The 16,461-nt window shown below is 72.6% G+C and carries 10 protein-coding genes; all 10 read right to left on the reverse strand.

What is annotated here, in order from left to right; genetic code table 11:
- Positions 1-2,646 carry a protein kinase gene (locus IPJ95_19180; protein MBK7925727.1) on the reverse strand — a complete coding sequence of 882 codons (2,646 nt, stop codon included), beginning with the start codon at positions 2,644-2,646 and terminating at the stop codon, positions 1-3.
- Positions 2,639-5,275: a serine/threonine-protein kinase gene (locus IPJ95_19185; GenBank protein ID MBK7925728.1), complete on the reverse strand. Its 2,637-nt coding sequence runs from the start codon at positions 5,273-5,275 to the stop codon at positions 2,639-2,641. The genes IPJ95_19180 and IPJ95_19185 overlap by 8 nt, the downstream gene beginning before the upstream one ends.
- Complete coding sequence (locus IPJ95_19190) at positions 5,272-7,911, reverse strand: serine/threonine-protein kinase (protein MBK7925729.1); 2,640 nt, start codon at positions 7,909-7,911, stop codon at positions 5,272-5,274. Before IPJ95_19190 ends, IPJ95_19185 begins: the two co-directional genes overlap by 4 nt.
- A gap of 8 nt (positions 7,912-7,919) precedes the next feature.
- The gene (locus IPJ95_19195) at positions 7,920-10,238 is read right to left on the reverse strand and encodes a protein kinase (GenBank protein ID MBK7925730.1); all 2,319 of its coding nucleotides are present in this window, start codon (positions 10,236-10,238) and stop codon (positions 7,920-7,922) included.
- Positions 10,235-12,922 (reverse strand): protein kinase, encoded by a 2,688-nt coding sequence (locus tag IPJ95_19200; protein MBK7925731.1) that lies wholly within the window; start codon positions 12,920-12,922, stop codon positions 10,235-10,237. Before IPJ95_19200 ends, IPJ95_19195 begins: the two co-directional genes overlap by 4 nt.
- A gap of 9 nt (positions 12,923-12,931) precedes the next feature.
- Positions 12,932-13,168 (reverse strand): hypothetical protein, encoded by a 237-nt coding sequence (locus IPJ95_19205; protein MBK7925732.1) that lies wholly within the window; start codon positions 13,166-13,168, stop codon positions 12,932-12,934.
- Positions 13,169-13,305: 137 nt separating this feature from the next.
- Positions 13,306-13,761 carry a hydrogenase maturation protease gene (locus IPJ95_19210; protein MBK7925733.1) on the reverse strand — a complete coding sequence of 152 codons (456 nt, stop codon included), beginning with the start codon at positions 13,759-13,761 and terminating at the stop codon, positions 13,306-13,308.
- Positions 13,758-15,182 carry a Ni/Fe hydrogenase subunit alpha gene (locus IPJ95_19215; GenBank protein MBK7925734.1) on the reverse strand — a complete coding sequence of 475 codons (1,425 nt, stop codon included), beginning with the start codon at positions 15,180-15,182 and terminating at the stop codon, positions 13,758-13,760. Before IPJ95_19215 ends, IPJ95_19210 begins: the two co-directional genes overlap by 4 nt.
- 1 nt (position 15,183) lies before the next feature.
- Entirely contained in the window at positions 15,184-15,720 is a 537-nt protein-coding gene (locus tag IPJ95_19220; GenBank protein MBK7925735.1) for an oxidoreductase, read from the reverse strand.
- A gap of 3 nt (positions 15,721-15,723) precedes the next feature.
- Positions 15,724-16,458, reverse strand: a complete 735-nt coding sequence (gene hoxU, locus IPJ95_19225) for a bidirectional hydrogenase complex protein HoxU (protein ID MBK7925736.1) — start codon at positions 16,456-16,458, stop codon at positions 15,724-15,726.
- Positions 16,459-16,461: the final 3 nt, after the last annotated feature.

The following is a 16,461-nucleotide window of genomic DNA, read 5'->3' on the forward strand; positions in this document are numbered from 1 at the left end:
TCAGTTGGCCGCGTCCACCGCGGCGCGGAGCTGCCCGGTCCAGCGGGGCATGACGCGGAGGTAACCGACGCTTACCTCCTCGGGGCCCTGCAGGTAGATGATGCGCCCGTCGCTGGTGGGGCGGTTGGACCAGCCGCTGGTGTCGGAGAAGCGCGGATCGCGGGCCCAGAAGGTGCCCGGCCCCGTGGCCTCGCCGGTGGCCGGGTCGATGCGCACCGTGTACCAGGCCGCGCCGAGGCGATAGAGCAGCTCGGTGGCGGAGAGCCAGATCGGCTCGACGCCTGCGGTGGCCACCTGCCACCGCCTCCCCGGCTCCGGGAACGACGTCACCATCACGTGGCTGCCTTCAACGGTGTTGTACGCGAGGAACCGGCCGCCCGGCGAGACCGAGGCGAAGCGGGCATCGCGGGCCACCAGCGGCGTCTCCTGCGTCCATGCGGTGGGACCGGCCACCCAGGTGACGCGCGAGGCCTCCCAGTCCTGCAGCACGATCGCGCCAGGCATCCGGAAGTCGATCGGGTCCTGGTAGCGCGCCGGGTCCACCGTGGTGTACAGGGTGTCCGGGCTCCGGCCACTGTTGGGCGCGCCGTAGAGCACGGAGTAGCGGGTGGAATCGCGCACCGAGAAGAGGATCGCGTCGCCCCGCGGCGACCAGACCGGGTGGCGCACGTACTCGGCGCTCCACCAGGTGAGGGCCTGGCTGTCGCGCAGGTCATACAGCCGCAGCTCCTGCCGCCCCGGGGTGGGCACGGCCGTGGCGAGCCAGCGACCGTCGGGGCTCAGGTCGAAGCGCTGAAAGGGACCCGCCGGCACCGGCAGCGCCTCCGGGACCCCACCCCTGGCCAGCCGCACGATACGGCCGATGGTACCGTCGCCACCGGCAGCGAAGACCAGGTCGCCATCGGCCGTGATGTCGAACTGCCCCTCGCCGAGGTCCTCCCGGCGCACGCCGCTGAGCAGCGTGATCGGCTGCCCCATGCGCGCGGTCTTGAGGTCGAACGCGGCGCCGGCGAGGTCGCCGTCGGCGTCGAGGTAGATGAAATACCGGTCCCGGACGATGCGGGGGGCCGTCCCCCGTACCCCCACATCAGGCCCGGCAGCCAGGCGGACCTCGCGTCGGGCGCCGGTGGCGGGATCGACCAGGAAAAACGACAGGTTCCAGCTGCAGAGGAACTCCCGGGTGGTCGGCACCCAGGTGCCCAGCGGGCAGCGAACGATGGCCGAATTCCGGACGACGCCCGCCCGCAGGTCCACCTGGGCGAGGGCGCTCCCGTCGCCGTGCAGCACCAGCAGCGTATCCGGGCCGAGCCAATCCAGCGCGGAGGCCGCCTGCACGTCGAGCAGGCGGCGCGCCTCGCCGCCGGCCAGCGGCGTGACCATCACCCCCACGCCGTCGAAGTAGGCCACCCGCGTGCCGTCAGGCGAGAGTCGCGGAGCGGTGGCCCCGATGGTGCCGGTGATGGGCCGCGTCGAGGCGTCACGGAGGCTCCGCACCCAGAGCTCCGTCGAGTCGCCGTGCAGGGCCGCGTAAACCAGGAAGTCCCCGGAGGCCGCCACGGAGAGGTTCCGCAGCGGCGTGCCGTAGGCGCTGGAGACGTTCACCAGGCTGAACGACATGCGGGCAGTGTCCGGCAGGGCCAGGTCATAGACGCTGGGACCGGCCGCCGCCGCGCCCCGGCGGCCCGCGAGGTACCCCGCGGCAAGCGTTACCAGCGCGACGAGTCCCGCGATGACGAGGCCGCGGCGGCTCGGCGACCCGGCGACTCGGCGACTCGGCCGTGCACTCGTGCCGCCGAGCCGTCGCGTCGCCGAGCCGTCCCCGGCCAGCGCATCGGCAAACTCCTTCGCGGACGCCCACCGATCCGCCGGCAGCTTCTCCAGCGCCGTGAACACCGCCGCCTCCACCGCCTCCGGCACGCTCTTCCGCTGGGCCACCAGGCTCGCCGGCTCCCCCGTCATCACCTTGGCGATGATCGCCTGCGCGGTGGGGCCGGTGAACGGCGGCTCTCCGGCCAGCATCTCGTAGGTCATCGCCCCCAGCGCGTACACGTCGGAGCGCGCGGTGATCTCCCGCTCGCCCATGGCCTGCTCGGGGCTCATGTAGTGCGGCGTGCCGAGGCTCATCCCCGTCTCGGTCATCCGGGTGCCGCCGGTCTTGCTCACCGCCAGCGCGATGCCGAAGTCGGCCACCAGCGCGCTGCCGTCGTGCAGCAGCACGTTCTCCGGCTTGATGTCGCGATGGATGATCCCGTGCCGGTGGGCGTAGTCGAGTGCGCCGGCCACCTGGGTGGCCAGCCGCACCGCCTCCGCGATGGGCAGCTGCTTCTCACGGCTGAGCCGGTCGCGGAGGCTCTCCCCCTCGACGTAGGGCATCACGTAGTAGGCGGTGCCCTGCACTTCCCCGCTGTCGATCAGGCCGAGGATGTGCGGGTGCTGCAGGGTGGCGATGGTCTTGATCTCGCGCAGGAAGCGCTCGGCGCCGATGACGGCCGCGAGCTCCGGGCGCAGGACCTTGATGGCCACCTGGCGCTCGTGCCTGAGGTCCCGGGCCAGGTAGACGGTGGCCATCCCGCCCTGGCCGAGCTCGCGCTCGAGGTGGTAGCGGTCGGCGAGCGCGGCGGCGAGGGGGGCGGGGGCGTCAGTCACGTCCCACCCGCCGCGTCACGTCCTGGACCACGTTGAGCCAGTTGCTGATCACCGACAGTTGCGTGGCCGTCGCCGGCCCGGCCAGGGGCGCCAGCAGGTAGAGGCGCTCGCCGTCGGCGCTGGCCGCGTACTCGTAACCGGCCACGTTGATCCAGTTGCCGCGGGCCAGCAGGCGGGGCTCCCCGGCGTCCAGCTCCGCGGTGCCGCCCAGGTCGACGCGCCACCACTCCTCGCCGAACCGATAGACCAGCTCCCGGCCGCCGCGCGTCCACAGCGGCTCCTCGCCGCCGTTGCGCGAGATGCGCCAGCGCCGGCCGGTCATCGGCCAGGGCTGCACGTAGATCTCGTCGTTGCCGGTCTCGCCCGAGGAGTACGCGACCCACTTGCCGTCGGGCGAGAAGATGGCGCCCCATTCGAGCGCGGGCGTCGCGGCGAGCGGGCGCACGGCGCCGGCGCTGTCGAGGTCCAGCACCAGGATGTCCTGGCCGGTCGAGTCGCCGAGGACGTTCACGACCACGTGACGCCCATCCGGGGTCCAGCGCAGGCCGGACGCGGTGAAGTTGGCCCGCAGCGACCGCAACTCGGTGGCGCTCTCCCGACCGCTCGCGGCCTGGGCCTGGAGGCGGCCCTCGGCCCCCGCGCGCGTCACGTAGGTGACCCGCCCGTCGGGATGGAAGCCCGGGCAGCCGACACCGCCGCTCGTCGTGAGGCGGGCGCGGGTGCCGCCGGTGAGCTCATAGACCCAGAGGTCCCACTGCCGCGTCTCCGGATCGGCGATCCGGGCCGCGAGCCGGGTGCCATCCGCCGAGAGGGCAACGCAGCCGAACGCCTGCGGCTCGAACGGGAGGGTGTCCACCCGCCCGGAGCGATGCCAGGCCACCAGGCGGCTCTGGTCGTTGGCCCCGCCCGCGGCGTAGACCAGGAGGCCGTTCCGCGCCACGGCGTACTGCGCGGCCCGGCTGCCCGCCTCGGTCCGGAGGACGGGGAGGATAGGCACCGGCTCGCCCCCGGTCTGCAGCGTCGCGAGGCTGAAGGGGACGGCCCAGAGCGCGCCGCGCTGCGCGAACAGCAGGTGCCCCGGCGGGGCGTACCGGGTGTCGCTGCCGGTGGCGAGCAACTGCCGGGGCTCGGCTTCCCCGGGGACGATGAGGCTGGTGTCGGTGATGGTGCCGCGCCCCCCCGGCAGCACGTCCAGCAGGCGCACCATGTAGGGCAATGCCTCCCTGGCCCCGGTCTCGGCGTTGACGCGGATCACCCGGCGCCCCTGCAGGTCGCTGACGACGATCGTCCCGTCGTCGGCCCAGTCGGCCGCGAAGAAGGTGTTGACGCCGACGACGGGCACCGGCGGGCCGCCCACCCCGAGACGCACCTTGCTGACCTGGTCCCGGGCGTGGTAGGCGAGCCACTTGCCGTCCGGCGAGAAGAAGGGACAGCAGGCGTCTTCCGTGCCGGGGAGGGCCATCACCGTGTCCCGGTCGAGGGGGCGGAGGAAGAGCTGGGTGCCGGTCCCGCGCTGCGCCACGTACGCGAGCATGCGCCCGTCCGGCGACAGCGCCAGCGCCGTGCGGCCGATGGCGAGCGGCGCCTTCCCCACGAACGCCATGGGTGCCGAGTCGGGGAGCACGATGGTCGCGGCCATGCCCGGCGGCGCCTCGTCGACCGGTGCCCGGCGGCTCCATCCCCACGCCGCGGCGCCGGCCGCGACCAGGCAGAGCGCCCACGGCAACGCCACCACCAGGCGACCACGCGTGGGGGCGGCGGCGACGCCGCCCGCGCGGGGATGCTGCGTCGTGGCCCCGGGCCGCGCCAGCGCCTCGGCGAACTGCGCCGCCGTGGCAAAGCGGTCCGCCGGCAGCTTCTCGAGGGCGGTGAGCACCGCCGCCTCGACGTGCGGCGGGACGGTCTTCCGCTGCAGGGTGATGGCGCGCGGCTCCTCGGTCATCACCCGCGCCACGATGGCCTGCGCGGTGGAGCCGGTGAAGGGCGGGTCGCCGGTGAGCATCTCGTAGGTCATGACGCCGAGGGCGTACACGTCCGAGCGCGCGGTGATCTCGCGCTCCCCCATGGCCTGCTCGGGGCTCATGTAGTGCGGCGTGCCGAGGCTCATCCCCGTCTCGGTCATGCGGCCGCCGCCGGTGCTGCTCGCGGCCAGCGCGATGCCGAAGTCGGCCACCAGGGCGCTGCCGTCGTGGAGCAGGATGTTCTCGGGCTTGATGTCGCGGTGGATCACGCCCTGGCGGTGGGCGTAGTCGAGGGCCGACGCCACCTGGGTGGCGATCCGCACCGCGTCCTCGACCGGGAGCTGTTTCTCGCGCGTGAGCCGGTCGCGGAGCGTCTCGCCGTCCACGAACGGCATCACATAGAAGACCGTACTCTCCACCTGCCCCGAGTCGTGCAACGGGAGGATGTGCGGGTGCTGCAGGTTGGCGGTGGTCCGGATCTCGTGCAGGAAACGCTCGGCGCCGAGGATGGCGGCGAGCTCGGGGCGGAGCACCTTGAGCGCCACCTTGCGGTGGTGCCGGAGGTCCTGCGCCAGGTACACCGTGGCCATCCCGCCCTGGCCGAGCTCGCGCTCCAGGCGGTAGCGGTCGGCGAGCGCGGCGGCGAGGCGGTCGGGAACACCGCTCATTGGGCGAGCCTCCGGCGGAGGTCGTCGAGCCAGTGCTCCACCACCACGACGTGATTGACGCCCTGGGCGCTGGTGCCACGCCGCCGGATGAAGAGGAAGCCCGAGCCGTCCGGCAGCGGCGTGTAGGGCTGGTGCCACCGGTCCACCAGGACCATCGACGCCGCGCTGAAGAGCGGGGCGGGCGTACCGGCGCGGAAGCTGCCGCGGGTCTCGACCGGCACGGCCACCAGCCGGTTGACCGCATCGATGTAGTAGAGTTCGCGCCCATCAGCCGACCAGGTGGGCATCGTGCCGCCTCCCGTGGTGACCTGCCACCGGCTCCCCCGCACCTCGGGGAACGGGCTGACGAAGACCTGCGGCTGCCCCGACGTCACGACCACGTACGCCAGCCAGCGGCCGTCGCGGGAGAGCGTGGGCTGGACCTCGGTGGCGGGCGTGTCGGTGAGCGGCATGGCCGTGCCATCGGCCACGCGCACGCGCACCAGGTCGCCGTTCCCGGACGCTCCGTTGTCGGTGCGTACCACGAGCCACTGCCCGTCCGGCGCCCAGACCACTTCCTGGATCGGCCGGTCGAGCTTGGCCAGCAGGCGATCCTCACCACTCCCATCCGCCAGCCGGCCGTAGACGTTGCCGCCGTTCATCGTGTCCCGCACGAAGGCCACCATCCGCCCGTCCGGTGACCAGGCGGGCCGGCGGTCCAGGCCGCCGAAGCTGATGCGCGCGGGCTGGCCGCGCCCCGTCGGGCGCACCCAGATGCTGCCGTTCCCCTCGCCGGCGCCGAGGCTCACCGCCACCCGCCGCCCATCCGCCGAGACGGCGAGCGAGACCGCGGAGGCGGGCCACGTGGAGTCGAGCACGGAGACATCCCCGGCGCGCGTGACGCGGACCACCTCGGCCCCGCCCGCCTCGCCATCCGAGCGGAGATACGCGAGGGTGCCGTTCGCGGAGACGGCCATGGTGCCGACGCCGAAGGCGGACACACTGTCGAGCACGGGCACGCCGGGCCCGGTGACCTCGAGCTTGGCGAGGTCGAACGGCACCACCAACCCCACGCCGTCGCGCCGGAGGTAGAGCAGGTGACCCGTCGGCAGGTACACGCCGGCCAGTCCCCCGGGCACGAGTTCCTTCTGGGTCCGCGTGGCGAGGTCGAGGACCCGGAGCGAGGAGGTGACGCACGCCGACTGGCAGGTGGTGAACAACGCCCCCCGCGCGCGCGGGAGCGGCACCATGTTCACGATGCCGAAGCCATAGAGCGTCGAGTCCACCAGGGCGTCCTCGACTGGCCCGCCCGCCGCGGGCACGCGGCGCAACCCGAAGAGCAGTTCATTGACGTACAGGATGGTCCCGTCACTGAGCCAGGTCGGCGCGTACTCCATGCTGGCCGCCGAGTCGGCCAGCACCACGGCGGGCCCGCCGTCCACCGGCACCCGCAGGACCCGCCCCTGGGCCGTGAACACCAGCTGCGTGCCATCCGGCGAGAACGCCGCCGCCGAGGCGCCGGTGGTGCCCGCCACGGGTTGGGCGGTGAGGTCCCGCCAGCGCTTGATCCAGAGGCGCCCCTCCCCGCTGACGCCCTGGAACACGAGGCTCCGCCCATCCGGCGCCAGCGCCAGCCCGGCCGAGTTGAGGTTGATCGCGACGGAGTCCCCGAGGGAGACGATCGCGCGGGTCACGCCGGGGGCGGCTGGCCGGCTCAGCCAGCTCCACGCGGCGCCGACCACAGCCACGGCCGCCACCCCCCACGGCGCCCACCGCGCCGCGCGCACGGGAGCCGGCGCGGCGGCCGTCGCCCGGGTCGCCGCGTGCCGCGCGGGGCCGCCGCCATCAAGCGCCGCCGCAAACTCCGCCGCCGTGGCAAACCGGTCCGCCGGCAGCTTCTCGAGGGCCGTCAGCACCGCGTCCTCCACGTGCGGCGGGACCCGGTCCCGCCGGGCGATGATCCCCGACGGCTTCTCCGTCATCACCTTGGCCACGATGGCCTGCGCCGTGGGGCCGCTGAAGGGCGGCTCGCCGAGGAGCATCTCGTAGCACACCGCCCCGAGCGCGTAGAGGTCGGTGCGGGCGTCGAGCGTGCGCTCGCCCATGGCTTGCTCGGGGCTCATGTAGTGCGGCGTGCCGAGCGACATGCCGGTCTCGGTCATCCGCGCCCCGCCCGTCTTGCTGGCCGCGAGCGCGATGCCGAAGTCGGCCACGAGGGCGCTGCCGTCCTGGAGCAGGATGTTGTCGGGCTTGATGTCGCGGTGGATGACGCCACGGCGGTGGGCGTAGTCGAGGGCGTGCGCCACTTCCTTCGCGATCCGCACCGCCTCCTCGACCGGGAGCTGCGTCTCCCGGTCCAGCCGGTCGCCGAGGGACTCGCCCTCGACGTAGGGCATCACGTAGAACACCGTGCCGTCCACCTGCCCGCTGTCGAAGAGCGGCAGGATGTGCGGGTGCTGCAGGTTGGCCGTGGTGCGGATCTCCGCCAGGAAGCGTTCGGCGCCAATCACGGCGGCGAGCTCCTCGCGCAGCACCTTCACCGCCACCTGGCGGTCGTGGCGGAGGTCGTGGGCGAGGTAGACGGTGGCCATCCCACCCGCGCCGAGCTGTCGCTCCACCCGGTAGCGGTCGGCGAGGGCGGCGGCGAGGCGACGCATCCCATCGGTCATTTCACGACCGCCAGTTGATCGAGCATCGCCGTGACGCGCGGGTCTTTCCGCATCCGATCGAAACGCGCCGACCCGGGAAACTGGACCACCCAGGTGTCATGCCGTGCGATCGCCTGGCCGAGCAGCGTGACGGCCGCCTCGTGCTCACCCAGCTCGTCCATCGCGGCGGCCAGGGCCCCGATGGCGGGGAGCCGCCCGCCGGACCTGGCGCGGATCGCAGCGATCGTCTCGCGCGCCTCCCGGTCCCGCCCCGCGAAGGCGTAGGCGTACGCCAGCAGGGCGTGGCTCTCCTCGGTGCGGCCGGCGGGCAGCAGCGCCACCTGGCGCTCGAGCAGCTCCACCGCCCGCGCCGTTTCTCCCAGCTGCAGCAACGCGTTGGCCTTCCAGGTCCAGGCCAGCATGAAGGTCGAATCCATGGCCATGGTCTCGCTGGCCACCGATTCGGCCTCGGCGAAGCGCCGCTGGTGATAGAGGATCTGCGCCTCCCAGATATAGGCGATCATGGAGGCCGGCTCGAGCTCGCGCCCGCGCTTCACCTGCGCCTCGGCATCCCGGTACCGGCCCAGGCGCCCGCTCAGCAATCCGTACCACCCCCAGGTGGTGGCCACCGTCGAGTCGAGGGCCAGCGCGCGCCGGAAATTGAGCTCCGCGCGTCCCAGCTCCCCCAGGAGGGAGTATCCATACCCCAGCGCGGCGTACGATTCCGGGATCAGCGAATCCATCGCGATGGCGCGCTCGGCGGCGCCGACGGCGCTCCGGAGGATCTCCGTGGTGCTGTCGGCCACGTAGGCCGGCAGCACGGCCAGCGCCATCGCCAGCGACGCCTGGGCCCGGGCGTAGCGGGGGTCCTTGGCCACGGCCCGCTGGAAGAGGGCGATGGCCTGCCGCAGGTTCGGTGCGCCGCGCCGGTTGAACAACACCTGCCCCTGGAGAAAGAGGGCGTGCGCCTCCGGATCGGTGGTCTCCGCCAGCCGGTTGCCGGCGGACGCGGGCCGCCTGAGCGAACCGAGCAGCGTCGTCGCCACCGTGCTGGCGATCTCGTCCTGCACCGCGAAGACGTTGGCCAGCGGGCGGTCATACCGTTCACTCCAGCGGACCGCCCCGTCCCCCGCCGAGACCAGGGTCACGCTGATCCGGATCTGGCCGGCGGAGCGCTGCACCGTCCCGGTGAGCACGTCAGTCACCCCCAGCTCCCGCGCGATCTCCCGCTCGTCGAGTCCCTCGGCCTGGAGTGCGCCGGCGCTGACCCGGCCGATCACTCGCACCCCGGTGCGGGCGATCGCCCGGGTCATCTCCTCCGCCAGTCCGATCCCGAAATAGTCGTCGGCCGGATCGCCACTGAGGTTCGCCAGCGGCAGCACCGCGAGTGACTGCACCGCTTCGCCCCCCGACGCCGCCCCGGTGCCGCGGACGACGAGCGCCCAGGCAGCAACCGCCATGAGGACGAAGCCCGCCGTGACCAGGATACCGGTCGTGGCGCGGCGCGGGGCCGGCGCGGCCACCAGTGCCTGCGCGAACGCGCCGCAACTCGGGAACCGGTCCGCGGGCGCCTTGGCCAGCCCCCGCGCGATGGCGCGATCGATCGCCTCCGGCACGTTGGGCCTGGTGGCGCGGAGGCGGCGGGGCTGCTCGACCATCAATCGCGCGATGATCGCCTGGGAAGAGGGTCCGGTGTGGGGCGGCTCCCCGGACAGCATCTCGTACCCGACCGCCGCCAGGGCATACTGGTCCGACCGCGCATCGAGCGCGCGATCTCCCGCCGCCTGCTCCGGGCTCATGTAGTGCGGGGTGCCGAGCGAGAGGCCGGTCTCGGTCACCCGCGATCCTCCCGCCTGGGCCACGGCCAGCGCGATGCCGAAATCGGCGATCACCGGCTGGCCGGCCTGCAGCAGGATGTTCTCCGGCTTGAGGTCGCGGTGGATGACGCCCTGCCCATGGGCGTAGTCCAGGGCATTCGCGAGCAGCGTGACCAGGCGGACGGTCTCCTCGACCGGCAGCTCACGCTCGCGCCGGAGCCGCGCCCGGAGCGTCTCGCCCTGCACGTACGGCATGACGTAGTAGAGGAAGCCCCCCGCCTCGCCCGAGTCGAACAGCGGCAGCAGGTTGGGATGATGCAGGTTGGCGGTGACCCGGATCTCGGCCAGGAACCGCTCGGCGCCCAGCACCGCGGCCAGCTCGGGCCGCAGCACCTTGACCGCCACCTTGCGATCGTGCTTGAGGTCCTGCGCCAGGTAGACCGTCGCCATGCCGCCCTGCCCGAGTTCACGCTCCAGGCGGTAGCGGTCGGCGAGGGCGGCGGCGAGGCGGTCGGTCACGGCGTCGACGCGTCCGCCGCGCCGAACTCGCGGAACCAGTTGAGCACCACCGTGAGGCGCCGCGCGTCGGGACCGAGGTCGATGGACCGGCGGAGCATCACGAAGGTCCGGTCGCCCGGCCGCACGCCGAAGGCCTGGTGCCAGGGCTGGAACACGAACGGCCGGGTGGAGAAGAGCGCCTGGTACCCCGTCACCCGGAACTCGGGCGTGCCGGTGACCGCCGCGGCCATCAGCGTGTCGCCCGGCGCCAGGAAGAAGAGCTCCCGGCTCGAATGCGCCCACACCGGGCTGGTGCCGCCGGCCGTGGTGACCTGCCACCGCGCCCGGGCCACGTCGGGGAAGGGCCGGACGTAGACCTCCTCCCGCCCCGACTCGAACGACACGTAGGCCACCCACTTCCCGTCCGGCGAGAGCGCCGGCATGTACTCGTCGGCGGGGCGCGCCGCGATGGTGATCCGCGTGGTGTCCCCGGCGAGGCGGCGGGCGTAGACATCGCGCACCCCGGCGATGGTGCCGGTCCGGTACGCCACCCACTGCCCATCCCGGGACCAGTCCACTTCATCGATCTGGGCGGTGTCGGAGGGGAAGAGGCGCTCCGGCTTGTCGCTGCCATCGGCGCGCACCCGGTAGAGGTGCGTCATCGGCCCGTGCATGTCGGAGCTGAAGCTGAGGGACCGGCCATCGGCCATCCACGCGCCGCGGTAGTTGATGTTGCCGGCGAAGGTGAGCCGGGTGAGCGGGCCGGCGTCGAGCTCCTTGACCCACAGCATGCTCCCCATCCCCTCGCTGATCCCCACCGCCAGGCGGCGCCCGTCGGGCGAGAGCGTGACGCTGTTGAACCGCCCGAGCCACGCGGGGTCGAGCACCCGGCTCTTCCCGGTCCGGTCCACCTCGGCGGGCGTGGCCCGCCCCGCCGCCTCGTTGGCGGGGAGATAGACCATGGTGCCATCATCGGCGACGGCGAACTCGGGGATGATCGTGAGCTCGGTCTGGACGCCGCCCAGGAGGGTGGCCGGCGGCCGCCGGAAGCGCAGCGCCTTCACGTCGAACGGCGCCCCCACCACATTGCCGTCCTGCATCACCGCCACCAGGTACCCGTTGGGCAGGTAGAACCCGCGCGAGGCACCCGGCAGGATGGTATCGAGCCGCTGGGTATCGAGGTGGACGGCCATGAGGATCTGCTGCGCGCAGTTGTTGCCGCAGCGGGTCACCAGCAGGACATCCTTCCGGGGCAGCGGCGTCGGGAAGATCATCCCCCCGACCTCCGGCGCCGGCACCAGGGTCGTGACCGCACCGCCGGAGGCGGCGACCGCCTGCAGCGCGAATCCCGGCGTGGAGAAGACGATCCGCCCGTCGTCGAGCCAGGCCCCCCCGGCGAGGATGGGGATGGCGCCTTCCGCGAGCTGGGCCGGCGGCCCGCCGCCGCTCGCCGGCACCTTGAACAGCTTGCCATCCGCGAAGTAGGCGATCCACTGCCCGTCGGGGGAGAAGAACGGGCCATCCCCGCCGTCGGTGCCCTCCAGGGCCCGGGGCTCGAGGACGTCGCGGTCGCGCACCATGATGCGGGTGATGCCGCCCAGGCCGTCCCCGTTCCCGCCGGTCCGGCTGACGAACGCGAGCCGCGACCCGTCCCGCGACAGGGCGAACGCCGTGCCGTAGTATCCGGTGTGATTGACGCGGAGGTTCGGCAGGTCGAGGGTGAGCCGGGTGACCGGCCCGGCCGCCGGCCGCGCCAGCTGCCGCCCGACGGCGATGCCCGCAACCAGCAGCGCGACCCCCGCCGCGATGGTGAGCCACCGAGGGGACGAGCCGCCGAGCCGCCGGGTCGCCGAGCCGACCGGCCGCCGGGCCGCCGGGCCGTCCCCGGCCAGCGCATCGGCAAACTCCTTCGCGGACGCCCACCGGTCCGCCGGCAGCTTCTCCAGCGCCGTGAACACCGCCGCCTCCACCGCCTCCGGCACGCTCTTCCGCTGCGCCACCAGGCTCGGTGGCTCGCCGGTCATGACCCTCGCGATGATCGCCTGGGCGGTGGGGCCCGTGAACGGCGGCTCCCCCGCCAGCATCTCGTAGGTCATGGCGCCAAGGGCGTACACGTCACTCCGCGCCGTGATCTCCCGCTCGCCCATGGCCTGTTCGGGGCTCATGTAGTGCGGCGTGCCGAGGCTCATCCCCGTCTCGGTCATCCGGGTGCCGCCGGTCTTGCTCACGGCGAGGGCAATGCCGAAGTCGGCCACCAGCGCGCTGCCATCGTGCAGGAGCACGTTCTCCGGCTTGATGTCGCGATGGATGATCCCGTGCCGGTGGGCGTAGTCCAGCGCCCCCGCCACCTGGGTGGCCAGCCGCACCGCCTCCGCGATGGGCAGCTGCTTCTCCCGGGCCAGCCGGTCGCGGAGCGACTCGCCATCCACGAACGGCATCACGTAGTACGCCGTCCCCTCCACCTCCCCGGAATCGAGGAGGCCAAGGATGTGCGGATGCTGCAGCGTGGCGATGGTCTTGATCTCGCGCAGGAAGCGCTCGGCCCCGATCACGGCGGCCAGCTCCGGGCGCAGGACCTTGATGGCCACCTGGCGCTCGTGCTTGAGGTCGTGCGCCAGGTAGACGGTGGCCATCCCGCCCTGCCCGAGCTCACGCTCGAGGGTGTAGCGGTCAGCGAGGGCTGCCGCGAGGCGGTCCTGACTCATGAGGGGAGGTCAGTCCTTGAACGGAGACTTGGGCGGACGGGCCCGGACGCCACCACCCGACGTCCCGAGCAGCCGCTGCAGCTCCTCTTCGCTCAACTCGAAGGGATCGGGCTCGTAGCCCGGGGGGTCGATCCGCAGGATCCGGCCCGGGTTGCCGGGCACCGGATGGAACTCCCATGCCGAGCGGGAGAGGTCGCGGACCTCCCACTCGTGGGCCTCACCATCCGTGAAGCGCCGGTAACCCACGGACCCTCGCTGGATCGGGACGGACCCGCCTGGCGCCGGGGTCGCGGGCGCCCCGGAGGAATGGCCAATCGGGCAGGTATTAATTGAAAGCGGGCAGGTACGATTATACGGCAGGCGGGCAGCGTCGGCCAGAGGCCCTAGCAGGAACGGGCGCGCCCGCGCGGCTCCGCGCCCAGGTGCGTCGCGAGCCGGGCAATGGCCCGCCCCACCCAGGTGGCCGTCCACGGGCTCAGCTCCTCACCGAACCCCATCTCGTACGCGGGGATCTCCACCTGCAGGGCCGCCCCGGGCCGGCGACCATAGACCAGCTCGGTGAGGTGCAGCAGCGCCCCCGCCGTGGTGATGTGGCTCCCCGGCGCCACCGGTGTCGGCTCCACCGGCACCAGTTGCAGGGTCGTGGCGCGCACCGACGCGTCCACGAACACCACCAGGCTTGCCTCGGAGAGATCTTCCGCCAGGTCGGGCGTGAGCTGGTGCACGATCCGATAGGTGCCCCCCGGCACCAGCCGCGAGAGGCCGTGCACCACTGCGTGCCCCGCCCCGTCATCGGAACGGGTGGGATTCCCGATGCCGATGACGAGCGGAACGCTCACCGGCCCCGCTCCGAGAGCAGCCCGCCGTCGGCCCCGAACACCTGGACGGTGAGCGGCATCTGGCCGATGGCGTGGGTGGAGCAGGAGAGGCACGGGTCGTAGGCGCGGATCCCCGCCTCCAGCCGGTTGAGCAGCCCCTCGGTGATGGTGGCGCCGTCGAGGTAGCGCTTGGCCAGGGCGAGCACCGTGGCGTTCATGGCCAGGTTGTTCTGCGCCGTGGCGATCAGCATGTTCACCCGCTGCAGGACCCCGTTGCCGTCCACCGTGTAGTGGTGGAACAGCACCCCGCGCGGCGCCTCGCAGCAGCCCACCCCCTCGCTGGCGTTGACCATGGCCTGGGCCCGCACGTGGGTGCCGAGGATGGCCGGGTCGTGCAGCAGCCGCTCGATCTGCTCGATGGCGAAGAGGATCTCGATCAGCCGGGCGTAGTGATAATGGAAGGGATTGTGGACCGGCCGCCCGCCGGCGAGGGCCCGGAACCGGATCCGCTCCGCGTCGGCGCGCGGCGTCGGGATGTAGTCACAGACGTTGAGCCGCGCGAGCGGGCCCACGCGGTACACGCCACCGGCCAGCCCGGCCGGCCGGTAGTAGGGGAACTTGAGGTAGGACCAGCTCTCCGTGACCTCGGCGAAGTGCTCGCGATATTCCCGGGGCGGCAGCTGGTCGGCCACGGTGCCCCCCGTCGCGTCGCGGATCCGGAGCGCCCCGCCGTAGTACTCCAGCGCCCCGTCGGGGGCCACGAGGCCGAGATACTGCGTCGGCTGCTCGCCGAAGCTCGGGATCTCGTCCGCGAACTGCTCCCGGGCGCGGCCCAGCATGGCCAGGGCGAGCTGCACCGTCTCGAGCACCTCCGGGATCCAGCCGAGGAGGTGGTCGCGGCGGCCGGCGTCGAACGGCTCGCGGACCCCGCCCGCCACCGCCCAGGGGGTGTGGATCTTCCGCCCGCCGAGCAGCTCGATCACCTCCTGCCCGAACTTGCGCAGCCGGATGCCCCGCCGGGCAAACTCCCGGTCGGCGGCCATCACCCCGAAGATGTTGCGGGTGGCGGGATCGGCATCGAAGCCGAGCAGCAGGTCGGGGGACGAGAGGTGAAAGAAGCTCAGCGCGTGCGACTGCACCCACTGCCCGAGGGTGATCAGGCGGCGCAGCTTCTCCGCCGTCTCGGGGATGGTCACCTGCAGGATCTCGTCGCCCGCCTTGGCGGAGGCCACCAGGTGGCTGGCCGGGCAGATGCCGCAGATGCGGCTGGTGATCCCCGGCATCTCCCACATCAGCCGGCCCTCGCAGAACTTCTCGAAGCCGCGGAACTCGTTCACGTGGAACCGCGCGCCTTCCACCCGGCCGGCGGCGTCGAGCTGCACCGTGATCTTGGAATGCCCCTCGATCCGGGTGACCGGGTCGATCGTGATGGTGCGGGTCATCTCAGCCGTACCTCCGGAAGATGCTGGGCAGCTCCGGCTGCCGGCCGTCGAGCAGCGCGGAGACCGCGAGCCAGATCTCCTCGGCGGTCGGCGGGCAGCCGTGCAGGAACGCATCCACCCGGATGAACTCGTGCAGCGGCCGGGCCTGGGCCCGGAGCTTGGCGATCGTGGTGAACTCCGAGGGCACCGTCGGGTCGCCCTCGGCCAGCTCCACGTACGCGCGGTGCAGGATCTCCTCGGGGCTGTAGCGATTGCGCAGGGCGGTCACGTTGCCGGTCGTGGCGCAGTCGCCGAAGGAGACCACCACCCTGGAGTTCCGCCGCACCAGGTGGGCCATCTCCTCATTCTCGCTGTTGGTCACCGCCCCCTCGACCAGCGTCACGTCCACCCCGGCCGGGAAGGCCTTGATGTCCGCGAGGGGGGAGTAGACCAGCTCCATGCGGTCGGCCAGCTCCAGCAGCCGCTCGTCGAGGTCCAGGAACGACATGTGGCAGCCGGAGCAGCCGCCCAGCCACACCGTGGCCACGCGGGGCTTCATGGCTCACTCCTTCGCGAGGTACCCATGGTTCCATTCGCGCCGCCGGCGCGCCGTGACGATGTAATTGAGGAAGTCGGTGCGCTTGGTGGCCTCGGAGACCGCCATGCCCTTGGGGAACAGCGCCCCGGTGGGACAGACCGCCACGCACTTGCCGCAGGCGGTGCAGCTCTCGGCGTCACCCCAGGGCTGGTTGAGCCCCGCGATGATGGTACAGGCGATGCCCCGGTTGGCGATGTCCCAGGTGTGGGCGCCCTCGACCTCGTCGCACACCCGCACGCAGCGGGTGCACAGCACGCACCGGTTGTGGTCCATCACGAAGTCGGGGTGCGAGGCGTCGAGCGCCTTGACCGGGTAGAGGTAGGGCACCCGCACGTACTCGAGCCCCACCCGCAGGGCCAGCTCCTGCAGCTCGCAGTGGCCGTTGGAGACGCAGACCGCGCAGTGGTGGTTCCCCTCGGAAGCGAGGAACTCGACGATGGTCCGCCGGTAGCGCTCCAGCCGCTCGCTGGTGGTGCGCACCACCATCCCCTCCTGGGGACGGGTGGTGCAGGCGGCGGAGAGCCGCGGCGTGCCCTCGATCTCGAGCAGGCAGAGCCGGCAGGCGCCGACGTCGCCCAGGCCGTCGAGGTGGCACAGGGTGGGGATCTCGATCCCGTGCTCCCGCGCCACCTCGAGCAGGGTCTGGTCGTCGTGGGCGCTGATGGCCTGCCCGTCGATCGTCAGGGTGATGACGCCCATGGC

This window comes from Gemmatimonadota bacterium (genome assembly GCA_016713785.1).
Lineage (GTDB): Bacteria > Gemmatimonadota > Gemmatimonadetes > Gemmatimonadales > GWC2-71-9 > JADJOM01.